Origin of the sequence: Stenotrophomonas sp. C3(2023), assembly GCF_032911385.1 — a bacterium.
GTDB lineage: Bacteria > Pseudomonadota > Gammaproteobacteria > Xanthomonadales > Xanthomonadaceae > Stenotrophomonas.
Map to the genome: position 1 here is coordinate 1,116,869 of NZ_JAWJLO010000001.1, position 14,262 is coordinate 1,131,130.

The 14,262-nt window shown below is 68.0% G+C and carries 9 protein-coding genes; 3 read left to right on the forward strand and 6 right to left on the reverse strand.

Going from position 1 to position 14,262, the window contains the following annotated elements; all coding sequences use genetic code 11:
• Positions 1-3: 3 nt before the first annotated feature.
• Both RZA67_RS04855 and RZA67_RS04860 read right to left on the reverse strand, forming a co-directional pair.
• A complete protein-coding gene (locus tag RZA67_RS04855) occupies positions 4-1,989 on the reverse strand; it encodes a MacB family efflux pump subunit (RefSeq protein WP_317211491.1) in 1,986 nt (661 codons plus the stop codon).
• Positions 1,986-3,233 (reverse strand): efflux RND transporter periplasmic adaptor subunit, encoded by a 1,248-nt coding sequence (locus tag RZA67_RS04860; protein ID WP_317211492.1) that lies wholly within the window; start codon positions 3,231-3,233, stop codon positions 1,986-1,988. The genes RZA67_RS04855 and RZA67_RS04860 overlap by 4 nt, the downstream gene beginning before the upstream one ends.
• Before the next feature lie 203 nt (positions 3,234-3,436).
• Between RZA67_RS04860 and RZA67_RS04865 the strand changes: the two genes are divergently transcribed.
• From RZA67_RS04865 to RZA67_RS04875, 3 genes are all read left to right on the forward strand, one after another.
• Complete coding sequence (locus RZA67_RS04865) at positions 3,437-4,165, forward strand: response regulator transcription factor (RefSeq protein ID WP_317211493.1); 729 nt, start codon at positions 3,437-3,439, stop codon at positions 4,163-4,165.
• Positions 4,162-5,568, forward strand: coding sequence for an ATP-binding protein (locus tag RZA67_RS04870; RefSeq protein WP_317211494.1), 1,407 nt, complete (start codon positions 4,162-4,164; stop codon positions 5,566-5,568). The genes RZA67_RS04865 and RZA67_RS04870 overlap by 4 nt, the downstream gene beginning before the upstream one ends.
• Before the next feature lie 137 nt (positions 5,569-5,705).
• On the forward strand, positions 5,706-8,702 hold the full coding sequence (locus RZA67_RS04875; protein ID WP_317211495.1) for a two-component regulator propeller domain-containing protein: 2,997 nt from the start codon (positions 5,706-5,708) through the stop codon (positions 8,700-8,702).
• Between the two features lie 337 nt (positions 8,703-9,039).
• On the opposite strand, the gene rnt is transcribed toward RZA67_RS04875, so the two are convergent.
• The 4 genes from rnt to RZA67_RS04895 form a co-directional block, all read right to left on the reverse strand.
• Positions 9,040-9,624: a ribonuclease T gene (gene rnt / locus RZA67_RS04880; RefSeq protein ID WP_317213813.1), complete on the reverse strand. Its 585-nt coding sequence runs from the start codon at positions 9,622-9,624 to the stop codon at positions 9,040-9,042.
• Between the two features lie 111 nt (positions 9,625-9,735).
• Entirely contained in the window at positions 9,736-10,470 is a 735-nt protein-coding gene (locus RZA67_RS04885; RefSeq protein WP_317211496.1) for a putative DNA-binding domain-containing protein, read from the reverse strand.
• Complete coding sequence (locus RZA67_RS04890; RefSeq protein WP_317211497.1) at positions 10,463-11,332, reverse strand: DUF692 domain-containing protein; 870 nt, start codon at positions 11,330-11,332, stop codon at positions 10,463-10,465. Before RZA67_RS04890 ends, RZA67_RS04885 begins: the two co-directional genes overlap by 8 nt.
• Before the next feature lie 787 nt (positions 11,333-12,119).
• Positions 12,120-14,183: a 3-hydroxyacyl-CoA dehydrogenase NAD-binding domain-containing protein gene (locus RZA67_RS04895; RefSeq protein WP_317211498.1), complete on the reverse strand. Its 2,064-nt coding sequence runs from the start codon at positions 14,181-14,183 to the stop codon at positions 12,120-12,122.
• Between the last annotated feature and the right edge of the window lie 79 nt (positions 14,184-14,262).

The window sequence follows — 14,262 nt, forward strand, 5'->3', positions numbered from 1 at the left end:
TTCTCATTCGCGGGCCAGGGCCTCCACCGGGTCGAGCTGTGCGGCGCTGCGGGCCGGCAGGAAGCCGAACGCCACGCCGATCAGGGTCGAACACGCAAACGCGGCGACAATCGAACCGGTGGAGAACACCATCTGGAAATCGGTGGAGAAGCGGGCAATTAAGCCGCCAAGCGCCAGCGCACTGCCGACGCCGATCAGGCCACCGAGCAGGCACACCAACACGGCCTCGATCAGGAACTGCTGGCGGATGTCGCTCTGGCGGGCACCCACGGCCATGCGCACACCGATTTCACGGGTCCGCTCGGTCACCGAGACCAGCATGATGTTCATCACGCCGATACCGCCCACCAACAGCGCAATGGCGGCGATGGCGCCGATCAGCAGCGTCATCGTGCGCGTGGTCTGTTCGATGGTTTCGCGGATTTCGGCACTGTTGCTGAGGAAGAAATCCTCGGTGCCATGGCGCAGGGTCAGCAGGTTGGTGATCGCCGACTGCGCCGCATCCATCGGCGTGTCGTCGGCCACACGCACGGTGATGCCCGAAATGAAGTTCTGCCCGAGCATGCGCGACATTGCCGTGGTGTAGGGCACCCATACGCTCAGGCTGGTACTGCCGCCAAAGCCAAAGCCCTGGCGTTTGGCCACGCCGACCACGCGCACCGGCACCTTGCCCAGCAGGATGACCTGGCCCACCGGATTCTCACCGGGGAAGAACTGGGTGGCGGTGTTCTCATCGATCACCGCCACCTGTGCCAGCGAGCGCACCGCGTCGCGGTCGAAGAAGCTGCCGCTGACCAGGGAGACACCTTTGACCCGGAAGAACTGCTCGCCGACACCACTGATCTGCGCGGTGGCCGAGAGGTTGCGGTAGCGTGCCGTCGCCGAGGTGGAGACGTTGGGCGTGGCACTGTCCACGTAGCTCTGTTGTGCCAGCGCGTCAGCGTCGCTGGCCTTGAGCGTCTGCACCCGCGCCGAGCGCATGTCACCGAAGCCGCGTCCGGGGTAGACATCGATGGTGTTGGTGCCCAGCGAACTGATGTTCTGCAGGATCTGCTGCTGCGAGCCGTTGCCCAATGCGACCACCGACACCACCGAGGCGATGCCGATGATGATGCCGAGCATGGTCAGAAAGGTGCGCAGGCGATGGGCGTTCATCGCCAGCAGGGCCATGCGGAAGGCTTCAGTGAACCGGTCACGGGCGGCACGCCAGCTGCTGCCCTTGCCCGCAGCCGTGCTGGCAGCGCGCTGCGCTCGGTAATGCGGCGCGCTCGGATTTGCACGGTCGGCGATGATCTCGCCGTCGCGGATCTCGATGATGCGCTGGGCATGCTCGGCCACGCTCATGTCGTGGGTGACGATGATGATGGTATGACCCTCGGCATGCAGCTCGCCGAGAATGCCCATCACTTCTTCGCCCGAGCGCGTATCCAGTGCACCGGTGGGCTCGTCGGCCAGGATCACCTCGCCACCGTTCATCAGGGCGCGCGCGATCGACACGCGCTGCTGCTGGCCGCCGGAGAGCTGGCCGGGCTTGTGCCCCATGCGGTCGCCCAGCCCCAGCCGCTGCAGCAGCTGTTCGGCGCGGGCACTGCGCTGCTGGCCGGGGTTGCCTGCGTAGATGGCCGGCACTTCGACATTGCCGCGCGCATCCAGGTCACCTAGCAGGTGGTAGCGCTGGAAGATGAAGCCGAAATGCTCGCGACGCAGCTCGGCCAGTTCGTCGGCTTCCATTTTCCCGGTTTCGCGCCCGCCCACCTGGTAGCTGCCGCGGGTGGGCCGGTCCAGGCAGCCCAGGATGTTCATCAGGGTCGACTTGCCCGAGCCGGACTGGCCGACGATGGCCACCATCTCACCGGCGCGGATGTCCAGGTTGACGTCGCGCAGTACGGCGATGGTGTCCTCACCGGCGGGAAACTCGCGACGCAGATCACGCAGCCGGAGCAGCGCCGGTGCGCCACCGTCACCCGGCAGGGTGGGGGTGCTGCTCATCGGCGCGGACCTCCCATGCTCGGCCCCATGCGCATGCCGCCGCCGCCGGGTCGGCCGCTGTTGCCAGCGCCGCCGCCGGCAGCACCGCCTTCGCCGACCACTACGCGGTCCCCCTCGGCCAGGCCGGAGAGGATCTGCGCGTTGGCGCCGTTGTTGATGCCGACCTTGACCTTGCGCGGCTGCGGCTGGCCGTTGGCGTCGACCACGCGTACCACCTGCTCGCCGTCACGGGTTTTCGGCCCCAGCGCCACGGTGGGCACCAGCAGGGCGTCCCTGGCCTGCTGCAGCAGTACCGAGACCTGGGCCGTCATGTCGATGCGCAGCGTACCGTCCGGGTTGTCCACGTCGAACAGCGCGTTGTAGTACACCGCGCTGCTGGAGCTGGAACTGGACGAGCTGGAGCCGGACGAACTCTCATTGGCAATCGAGGCCGGTGCCGGATTGACCTGGCGCAGTGTGGCCTCGTAGCGTCGGTCGGCATCGCCCAGCGTGGTGAAGTACACCGGCATGCCGGGCTTGATCTTGACCACATCGGCCTCGGAGATCTCGGCACTGACCGTCACCACATCGAGCCGGGCCAGGATCACGATGGTCGGCGCGCTCTGGTTTGCGTTGACGGTGCGACCTTCCTCGGTGACCACCGCCACGACGGTGCCGTCCATCGGCGCGGTGATGCGGGTATAGGCCAGGTTGGCGCGCGCCGTGCCCAGCCGGGTCTCACTGCCACGGATCTGCGCGTCCAGGCTCTGGATCTGCGCGCGCGCGGATTTCAGCGCGGCTTCGGCATTGTCGTAATCCTGCTGCGAGGTCGCTTCGGCGGCCAGCATCTCCTTCTGCCGCGCGAACACCAGTTCGGCCTGGCGCAGGCTGGCAGCCTGCACGGCACGCTGTGCACGGGTCTGCTCCAGCGTGGCTTCGGCGTTGAGTACTTCATTTTCCTGGGTGGTGGCGTCGATCTCGGCGATCAGGTCGCCCTCCTTGACCGTGTCACCCAGCTGCACCTTGAGCGACTTGACCTGGCCGGACACCTGCGCACCCACGCTGACGCGCTTGAAGGCGTCGATGGTGCCGGTAGCTTCCACGGTCTGCTCGATGCTGCCCCGGCTTACCGGGGAGGTGGCCAGCGCGGGCGCCGGGGCCTTGCGCAGCAGCAGCCACCAGGTCGCCACGGCGATCAGCAGCAGCACGGCGATGGACAACAGCAGGCGACCGCGACGGGTCTTGGGCAGCAGGGGGAGCTTCACGGACGGGGCTACTCGGCAGGCCGCGGGGCGGCGTCAGGTTCCATTGTGCGAAGCCGCAGCCTGCTTGCTCAATCCTCGATGTGTGTCTGTCTGTAACATGACAGGCCCAGCCCGGTATCACCGTGTGTCGCAGGCGGCGGCAGATACACTGCAACGCAACCTGGCGCGTGCGGTTCAGCGGGCGACAGGGGATGATGGCCGCCATGGAGACCGTGAACCCGATGCATCGCCTGCTGATCGTCGATGACGACAATGACATCCGCAGTCTGCTGGCCGAGCAGCTCGGCCGCGCCGGCTACCAGGTCAGCACCGCAGCCGATGGCGCCGCCATGCGCCAGGTGCTTGAACGTGAGCATGTCGACCTGATCGTGCTCGACCTCAACCTGCCGCGCGAAGATGGCCTGACCCTGTGCCGCGACCTTCGCGCGCGCTCGGCCACACCGGTGATCATGCTCACCGCGCGCGCCGAGCCGATCGACCGCGTGCTGGGGTTGGAGATGGGTGCCGACGATTACCTGGCCAAGCCCTTCGAGCCGCGCGAGCTGCTGGCACGCATCCGCAACGTGCTGCGGCGCACCGAGGCGCTGCCGGCCAACCTGGAGCCGCTGGCGATCCGCCGCGCGCGGTTTTCGCGTTGGGTGTTCGACCTTGAACACCGCCATCTGGTCGACCCGGATGGCCGCGTGGTGGTGCTCTCAGGTGCGGAGTTCAGGCTGCTGCGGGTGTTTGTGGGGCATGCCAACAAGGTGCTCTCGCGCGAGCAGCTGGTGGCCTTGAGCAGCGGCCGCAGCTACGAATCGCAGGACCGCGCGATCGACCTGCAGGTCAGCCGGCTGCGCAACAAGCTGGCCGATGATGGCGGTCCCGACGGGCTGATCAAGACCGTGCGCAACGAAGGCTATGTGCTGGCCACGGCGGTGGCTCTGGAATGAGGCGTCTGCGCCGCTTCTTTTCCTCGATGGTCGGGCGCCTGTTCGTCATCCTGCTGCTGGGCATGAGCGTGGCAGCGGTCGGGGCGACGCTGCTGGCCGGTACCAAGCGTCACCAGGAGTTCGAGCGACAGAATCTGAACCGTATCGCCGACCGCCTGCAGGGTTACGTGAACCTGCTCGATGGCAATGTGGAACTGCGCGAGCGGCTGCTGGCCGGCGGTGGTCCGGCGGTGCGCCGGCTCGCTGACGATGCCCGCATCGGCCGCAGCGACCCGGCGCTGCAGGAGATCCTGGCTGCCCGGCTTGGCCCGGTGGCCAGCGCGCAGGTGAACTTCACCTCTTATGGCGCCTGCCTGCCACGCCTGGACGACCTGTTGCCGCCGCGACCGCAGGGGGAGCGCCGCAAGCCGCGCGTACGCGACCCGGCGTATATTCCCCCGCGCTGCCGCGCCGTCCGGCTGCAGCTCAGTGACGGTACGCCGCTGGCGCTGGCGCTGGAGTCACCGGCGGTGGCCCATAACGGCGCACTGGCGGTAGACCCGCTGTTTCTGAGCCTGCTGGTGCTGGCCATCGCTGTGCTCGCCTATGTGGTCGCGCGGACCGCGAGCATGCCGCTGCAGCGGCTGGCAGCCGCTGCGCAGTCTCTGGGCGTCGACCTGGGGCGTGAGCCGATGGCGGTGGCCGGTCCGCTGGAGGTCCGGCGCGCGGCCGAGGCGTTCAACGCCATGCAGCAGCAGCTGCAGCGTCATCTGGCCGAACGCACGCACATGCTGGCGGCCATCACCCACGATCTGCAGACCCCGGTCACCCGGCTGCGCCTGCGGCTGGAGAATGTGGCCGACGAGCAGCTGCGCGAGCGTCTGGTGGCCGACCTGGCGGCCATGCAGGCGCTGATCCGCGAAGGGCTGGAGCTGGCGCGCAGCGCCGAGAGCGCCGAGCAGCGCGCGGCGCTGGATCTGGACTCGCTGCTTGAAAGTCTGGTGGAAGATGCCTGCGAGGCAGGCGCCGATGCCCGCTTCGAGACCGGCTGCGGGGTCGTGATGATGCTGCGCCCGCTGGCCATGCGCAGGCTGTTTGCCAACCTGCTCGACAACGCGTTGATGTATGGACACAGCGCGCAGGTGCGCGCCGAACACGGCGCGGACGGCGTGCGGGTGATCGTGGCCGACCGTGGCCCGGGCCTGGCACCGGAAGCGCTGGAGACGGTGTTCGATCCCTTCGTGCGCCTGGAGACTTCGCGGTCGCGCCAGACCGGCGGCGCCGGCCTCGGGCTGACCATCGCCCGGGCGCTGGCCAGCAAGGACGGGGCACGCCTGACTCTGCGCAACCGGGAGGGCGGCGGCCTGGAAGCGGTGGTGCACTGGGCGGCGCCGGTGCTGGCCCCGGCACGCGGCAGCAGCTGACCCCGCCGTACAGGCAAACGGCGACGGTTTTGCCTATGATGCGCACATCTTCCCAGCACCCGTCCCATGAGCAACTCGGTATCCGTCCCTGATCGACTGGGTGCGTGGCGTACGGCCGCGCCCGGAGATCGCATCCGGTGATCGGCTCCAGGGGGGAGTGGATCACCGTGGCATGGCGCGGCCTGCTGGGCCTGCTGCTGTTGCTGGCACCGGTGCTGGCGTGCGCGGCGCATGGCGGTGCGCCGCCGCTGCGGGACTACGCGATCGATGTATGGACCTCGCGCAACGGCCTGCCGCACAACTCGCTGCGTGACATCGCGCAGACACCTGAAGGGCACCTGTGGTTTGCCACCTGGGAAGGGCTGGTGCGCTACAACGGCCTGGACTTCACCGTGTTCGACCGCAGCTCGCGGCCACCGCTGCGTGACAACGGCATCGGTTCACTGCTGGTGGACCGTCAGGGTGCGCTGTGGATCAGCGATTCGCGGGGCAACATCAGCCGCCGCACGCTGGACGGGCGTTGGGATGTCTGGGACCGCCGGCCTGAAATCCCGCAGGTGCTGGTCAACGCGATGCAGATGGACAGCCATGGCCGGCTGTGGCTGCTGTATGAAGGCAAGGGGATCGGTTACCTGGGGCCGGATGGCGAGTTTTCGTACTCGGCGCCGCCACCCGGCCTGCCCTTGGCGCTGAGTTTCACCAAACTGGCGGTGGATGCGCAGGATCGGGTCTGGGTCGGCACGCTGGACGGCATGGTGCTGCGCGATACCGATGGCGTGCTCAAGCGCGCCCCGGAGGCCTGGGGCCTTGGGCGCGGCCTGGTCTGGCCGTATCGCGCACCCGACGGCGTACTGTGGATCGTGGCCGGCGAGCGCCTGTACCGGATGGATGACGGTATACCCCGGCTCGCACACCGGCTGCCGGGTCAGATCCACATGACCGCGATGCTGCAGGACCGGCACGGCGATCTCTGGCTGGGCACCGAAAACCAGGGACTGCTGCGCATCTCCCAGCACGGACTGGAACGATTGCCGGCGGGCCTGAACCTGCCCGGTGGGCGGGTGGTGAGTCTGCGCGAGGATGCCGAGGGCAGCATCTGGGTAGGCGCCAACGGCGGCCTGTACCGGCTGCGCGAAACCCTGTTCAGCAGCTACACCGAGCGCGACGGACTCAGCGGCGACTACGTGCGCACCGTGCTCGAGGACCGTGACCGTACCCTGTGGGTAGGCAGCGCCAGTGGTCTGGACCGGCGTGAGCGCAACGGCGCGTTCGAGCCTGTGCCGCTGCACAACCGAGGTGGCAAGGCGCCCTCGGTACTGAGCCTGGCCCAGGCCGGCGACGGCAGCATCTGGGTGGGCACATTCGGCGATGGCGTGCTCAAGCTGGACCGCTCTGGCCGCCTGCTGCACACCTATGACACCCGCGAGGGCATGCCGGGCGGCAACATCCGCGCCATCAGCATTGCCCCGGATGGTGTGGTCTGGGCAGGCACCCAGAAGGGCGTGGTGCGGATCGATGCGCGTGGCCCCGGCGTGCCGACCCTGGACGGCCTGCCCGGCGGGCTGACCACCGCGCTGGCGCACGACCCGCAGGGCAATCTCTGGATCGGCACGATCGAAGGCATCTGGGTGATCCGTGGCGACAAGGTCGAGCACATCGACCTGTCGGTGCTCGGCGGGGGGCGCAGTGTGTTCGGCTTCCAGCAGATCGGCGATGCGATGTGGATCAGCAGCGACCGGGGCCTGTACCGCTACCAGGACGGGCAGCTGGCCCGCGTCGGGCTGGAGCAGGGCATGCCGGTGGACACGGTGTTCCAGCTGGTCCCGGACCGGCTGGGCAACGTCTGGGTCAGCAGCAACCGCGGCGTGCTGCGCACCGACATGGCCATGCTCAACGAGGTCGCTGACGGGCGTGCCGCGCGCATCAGCGTGGAGCGCTACAACGAAATCGACGGCATGGCCAATTCACAGGCCAATGGCAGTTCCGGTCCGGCCGCGCTGCTGCGGCAGGACGGGACGTTCTGGGTGGTGACCGCCGGGGGATTGAGCACGGTCGATCCGCTGCGGCTGCAGCGCTTCCGCGAGCGGCTGGCGCCACCGGCGGTGGTGGAAAGCGTGCAGGTGGACGGCGTGCCGATTCACTGGGAGGGCGCGCCGCGCACGGCGGTGGAAGGCGGCAGCCGGCTGACGGTCACCTTTGTCGGTCTCAGCTTCCTGATGTCCGAGCGCATTCGCTACCGCACCCGGCTGGACGGGCTGGACAGCGGTTGGGTCGAGCGCGGCCAGCAGCGCAGCGTGGAGTTCATCGGGCTGCCTCCGGGCGATTACGTGCTGCACGTGTCAGCGGCGCACCCCGGTGGCAACTGGAGCGACAGCGAGGCGGTCTGGGCCTTCACCATCAAGCCACTGTGGTGGCAGAAGGGCAGCGTGCGGGCGGCGGTGGTACTGTTGCTGCTGGCCGGGCTGGTGGCGTTGTACCGCTATCTGATCAACCGCTACAAGCGCAGCAACATCCGCCTGGCCAAGCGGGTGGATGAGGCGACCCGCGATCTGCAGGCGCAGACCCTGCATCTGCAGGCGCTCAATGCGGAGAAAACCGCGCTGGCCGAACGCCTGGCCGTGCAGGCCGAAGCGTTCGAGCGGCAGGCGCGCGAGGATGCCTTGACCGGCCTTGCCAACCGGCGCGCGTTCGACGAAGCACTGGCGCGTGATTTCGCCCGCTCGCAGCGCAGCGGCCACCCGCTGTGTCTGGTCGTGCTGGACGTGGACCACTTCAAGGACGTCAACGACCGCCATTCGCACAGCATCGGTGACGCCGTGCTGGTCGAGGTCGCGCAGCTGCTGGCGTCGGCGTGTCGTGACTCGGACATGCCGGCGCGCACCGGCGGTGAGGAATTCGCTCTGCTGCTCAACGACACCCGGCTGGCCGAGGCGGCCCAGGTCTGCGCGCGCCTGCGCGGGTTGTTCCATGACCATCAGGACTGGGGTGGCATCGCCGGCCTGACGGTGACCTTCAGCGCAGGGCTGGTGGAGCTGGAGCGGAACGACCGTACGCCCAAGCTGCTGTACCAGCGGGCCGACCGCGCGCTGTACCGCGCCAAGAGTGACGGCCGCGACCGCACGAGCATCGGCTGACGGCGTCACCTACCGACAGCGGAGCCTTCGCGGCGGCGCGCTCAATGCGAACGGCCGCGCTGCGCGCTCGCCGGGCAGAGCCCGGCGCTACGAACACCGCGCCCGGCCCCGGTAGGTGACGACCGTTGGTCGTCACGCTGTTGCCATGCGCACCGCATCACGGCGCGGCCGCGCCCTCATGCGCGACGACCAACGGTCGTCACCTGCCGACAGCGGAGCCTTCGCGGCGGCGCGCTTAATGCGAGCGGCCGCGCTGCGCGCTCGCCGGGCAGAGCCCGGCGCTACGAACACCGCGGCTCACTCGGGTAGGTGACGACCGTTGGTCGTAACGCGTTCCTCAGCGCGGCCAGGCGTTGGCGATGGTGCAGAACAGCTTGGCGGTCTGCTCGGTGTCATAGACCGCGCTGTGGGCTTCGTTGGCATCCCATTCCAGACCGGCGGCGGTGGCAGCACGCGCCAGCACGGTCTGGCCGTAGGCGATACCGGCCAGGGTCACAGTGTCGAACACACTGAACGGGTGGAACGGGTTGCGCTTGTGCTCCACGCGCGCCACGGCGGCATTGACGAAGCCGAGATCGAAGTGGGCGTTATGACCGACCAGGATCGCGCGCTGGCAACCGTACTTTTTCATGGCGGCGCGCACAGGAGTGAACACATGGTCCAGCGCTGCTTTCTCGTCCTTGGCCAGGCGGAACGGGTGGTCCAGCACGATGCCGGTCACCTCCAACGACTTCGGGTCGATCTCAAGACCTTCCGCGGGCACCACATGGGCGCTGGCGGTCTGGCCCGGGTACAGGCGACCCGCGTCGTCCATCTCGATGGGCACTGCGGCGATCTCAAGCAGGGCGTGCCGCCGGCAGTCGAAACCGCCGGTCTCCACATCCACCACCACCGGCAGGAAACCACGGAAACGCTGGGACATCACGCGGTGCGCCGGAGCGGCGGGCGATGGGGGAAGGGGCGCGGCGGTATCGGTCATCACCCGATTCTACCAGAGCGTCCGCGCGCGCCTCGCTGCGGCCCGCGCCGCGACTCAGTGCACCGGTGGCGGCGCGGCGCGGGTGAGGATGCCACGCTCCAGGGCGTCCCGGACAAGTGCCAGTGGCGCCTGGTGCCCGACATCGGAGACCTCGGCCAGACGCTGCAGATACTGGGCCACGCTCTGTCCTGGCTGCGCAACAATGGCCTGGAACAACAACGCCGCGTCGGCACCCAGCAGCAGAACCTGGACGTGCCCTTCGCTGTCGCGGTAAGCAAGCAGGTGGTACATCGTCTGCGGGTCAGCCGGTCCACGCAGCGGGGCGGCGTGGACCGGCCAGTGATAGCGCAGCAGCCAGGCAAGCGGGGAGAAGCGCACGGGCATGGCCTCGCTCTCCAGCAGTGTTACCGGCACGGCGGGGAGGTCCAGATGGGCCAACGCCACCGGCACCCATTCGTGATGGGCGAGCTCGGCAAGCGCCGGATGCGCCAGCCCGGAAGCGCTGCGCAGCCAGTTGACGAACTCGGCAGCCACCTCGGTGAACAAGGGGGTACGGCAACGGTGCTCAGCCAGATAACGCTGGATCAGCTGTGCCCAACGCACCGTGCCGAGCAGCGCAAGGCAGCGCGGAAAGCACTCCCCCAGCGTACCGCCGACATCGTCCAGCAACATCTGCCGCATCATCTGCAGACGCGCAGGGTCCATGCCCGGGGGCGGCGCGTGGCGTGCGTCACGCAGATGATTGGCAAATGCGGCCTGGGTGGCTTTCAGTGAAAGGCGCTCAGTCATGACGCACCCTGGCGGCTTCCGCCTGGAGTCGACGGATCATGAGCACCTCCTCGCGGAGCTCCAGGTAGGGCGGGATGTTGCAGTCGCGCTCGAGCACGGTGGCGCGCACGCCGGCCTGCGCGTAGCTGGACGCCAGCAGGTCCCAGACGGGCGTGGATACCGCGTCGCCATGGTTGTCGATCTTCATGCCCGAGGGGATGTCCTGATGGCCAGCGACATGGATGTAGGCGATCCGCTCTGCGGGCAGCGCATGGATGAACTGCTGGGCGTCATACCCGTGATTGTGCGCGTTGACATGGACGTTGTTGACGTCCAGCAGCAGATCGCAGTCGGCTTCCTCAAGCACGGCGCAGGTGAACTCCAGTTCGGTCATGTCGTTGAGGCCAGTGACATAGTAGGAGACGTTCTCCACCGCAATGCGCTGGCCGAGGATGTCCTGGGTCTGGCCGATCCTCGCTGCGACATGCCGCACGGCCTCCTCGGTGAAAGGCATGGGCAGCAGGTCGTACAACTGACCGTGGTCACTGCAGAAACTCAGGTGCTCGCTGTACAGTACCGCGCCATGGCGGCGCATGAAACGGCCGATATGCTGCAGCAGCACGGCATCGAGCGGGTCGGTGCTGCCCAGCGACAGCGAAAGTCCATGGCAGACCAGCGGGTGGTGCGCGGTCAGCTGACGCAGCCGTTCGCCGTCCAGTCCGCCGACATGGATCCAGTTCTCCGGCGTGCATTCGATGAAGTCGAAATCTCCGCGCGGGGCGGCGAGCAACGCGTTGAGCAACGCGCGCCGCAGGCCCAGGCCAGCCGCCGCTGCAGGCAGCGGCGGCTGGCAAAGCGCAGTAGCGGCGTTACTGCAGCGCACGCGTGCCGGTTCCTGCCGCCTGCACATAGCCGCAGCGGCCTTCGGCGGCCTTGATGTAGCCGCAGCGGCCTTCAGCGGCGTTGATGTAGCCGCAGCGGCCTTCAGCGGCGTTGATGTAGCCGCAGCGGCCTTCAGCGGCGTTGATGTAGCCGCAGCGGCCTTCAGGGTTGGGCTCGCGGGGGACGGCGCAAGTACATCCATGTAGCCTTGTGTCCGCCCATCCAGGGCTCCCACACCCCCGCAAGCCCAACCCGCCCGGCCTTGCATCGTTTCCGTGCGGTCCAGCCGCATGAGAAAAAAAGAAAAATCAAAAGCAGGGCCGACCAGGCCCGGCCCCCAAGCCAGAATCAACAGCGTGACGACCGACGGTCGTCACCTACCAAAGTCAAATTCCAAAACCAGAACCAAAACCAAAAACAAAAAACAAAAAACAAGATTCAAAGCCCAAAGCCCAAAGCCCAATGCTGGTTGCAGAGTCGCGGTTCCATCCGTCCATCGGGGCGTACGGGGGCGGGGCGGGGTGGGTTTGCGGGGGTGTGGGAGCCCTGGATGGGCGGACACAAGGCTCCATGGGTGAGGGCGCTTTGCTTGCGAAGCACTGCTTCGCAAGCGCCCGAACGCCCAGCCGCCCAGCGGCTGGGCTGGACCCCGGAGGGGGATTCACGCCGTCCCCCGCAAACCCACCCCGCCCCGCCAGACGCAGAACAGCGCAGAGCCGCCGCTCCACGCTGTCGCTTTACGCTGTTGCTGTCACGGGGGGGGGCGGGGGCGCAGCCCCCGCATTGCCTCACACCACCGGTTCGCGCAGTACGGCGCTATCCCAGCCCGGGCGTGGTGTGAAACGATCACCGTACCGCTGCTGCAGCACCTTCAGCCGCTCCACCAGCGCGTCGGCCCCCACCGCGCGGATATGCTGGATCGGGCCGCCACGGAACGGGGCGAAGCCGGTGCCGAAGATCACACCGGCATCGAGCAGGTCCGCATCGGCCACCACGCCCTCGTGCAGGCACGCCACCGCCTCGTTGAGCAGCGGCAGGATCAGCCGGTCTTCCAGGTCGGCCGGGGCCTGGTAGTCCTTGGGCACCTCAGACTTCTTCGCGCGGCCGTTTTCCCAGGCGTAGATGCCTTGGCCATCCTTCTTGCCGCGCTTGCCCGCTTCCACCGTCTGCAGCGCAGCCGGAATCTGCAGGCCCAGGAACGGGGCCAGCTCATGGCCCACGCCTGCCGCCACGTCCAGGCCTACCGTGTCGAGCAGCTCGATCGGCCCCATCGGCATGCCGAACTTCACCGCCGCCTTGTCGATCACCGGACCCGGAATGCCTTCGGCATAGGCCGTGGCCGCTTCGAGCATGTACGGGAACAGCACACGGTTGACCAGGAAGCCGGGGCTGCCGGCCACCGGCACCGGGAACTTGCCCAGTGCCTTGCAGAAGGCCGCCAGGCGACGCTCGGTGTCCGGCGCCATGCCATCGTGGTGGATGATCTCCACCAGCGGCATCTGCGCCACGGGGTTGAAGTAATGCAGACCGGCAAACTGGCCCGGGCGCCGGATGTGACCGCGCAGCTCGGTCAGCGGAATCGACGAGGTGTTGGTGGTCAGCAGCGCATCGGCCTTCAGCTGCGGCTCCAGCGTCTGGTACAGGCCGCGCTTGGCCTCGGCATCTTCGATGATCGCCTCGATCACCAGGTCGGCCTCGGCCACGCCCTTGCCCTCCAGGTCGCCGCGCAGCCGCGCGGCAACCGCAGGACGCTTGCTTTCATCACGCACCTTTTTGGCGAACAGCGCCTGCGCGCGTTCCAGTGCCGGGTCGATGAAACGCTGTTCGCGGTCCTGCAGCGTGACCTCGAAGCCCTTGAACGCCGACCAGGCCGCAATGTCGCCGCCCATCACGCCCGCGCCCACCACATGCACGCGCTGGATGCCGTGCTCGCCACTGCCCAGGCCCTTCAGACGCTCGGTGAGGAAGAAAATGCGGATCAGATTGCGCGCGGTCGGCGTGCTGGCCAGCTTGACCACCGCGCGGCGCTCGGCATCCAGCCGCGCCTGCACGGGCTTGCCGCCGCTGCGCTGCCAGGTGGAGATCAGCGCATAGGGCGCCGGATAGTGTTCCTTGCGCGCCTTGCGCGCGACCTGCTTGACCATCTGCGGGGCGAGCAGGGTGCGCGCCAACCAGGTGTTGGTCGCCCAGGCGGTGGCGCGTTGCTTGAACGGGCGGGTGGTGCCGCGCAGGCCGAGCTGCACCGCGTTGTCCAGCAGCAGCGCCGGCTCGACGACCTTGTCCACCAGGCCGATGCTGCGTGCGGCCGAGGCCGAGAGCGTGCGGCCGGTCAGCATCATGTCCATCGCCGCCGGTGCGCCGACCAGCTGAGGCAGGCGCGCGCTGCCGCCCCATCCGGGGAAAATGCCGAGCTGGGTTTCGGGCAGCCCGATGCGGGTACTGCTGTCGTTTGAGGCCACACGGTAGCGGCAGGCCAGCGCCAGCTCGGTGCCACCGCCAAGACAGTGGCCGTGGATGGCCGCCACGGTCGGGCAGGGCAGTTCGGCCAGACGCTGGTAGACACTCTGGCCGCGGGCGATGGCATCGTTGACCGTGCCACGGCGGTCGAATTCCTGGAACTCCTTCAGGTCGGCGCCGGCAATGAAGCCCGCTGCCTTGCCGGACTGCAGCACCACCGCCTTTGGCGGGTCCAGCGCGATCCGCTCGAGCAGGCTGCCCAGTTCCAACAGCACGTCCTGCGACATCGCATTGACAGCGGTGCCGGCGCGGTCAAGGGTCAACACCACTACGCCGTCGTCGCGGATGTCAGGGTGCCAGTGCGAGAAGCGAAGCCCGTCGAAGCCTGAAAGCATGGGACGTACCATCCGGTTGTGTATGGTGAAGGGGGCTATGATCCAGAGGTTGTTTCCTCCACGTCAAATCCCAATAGCG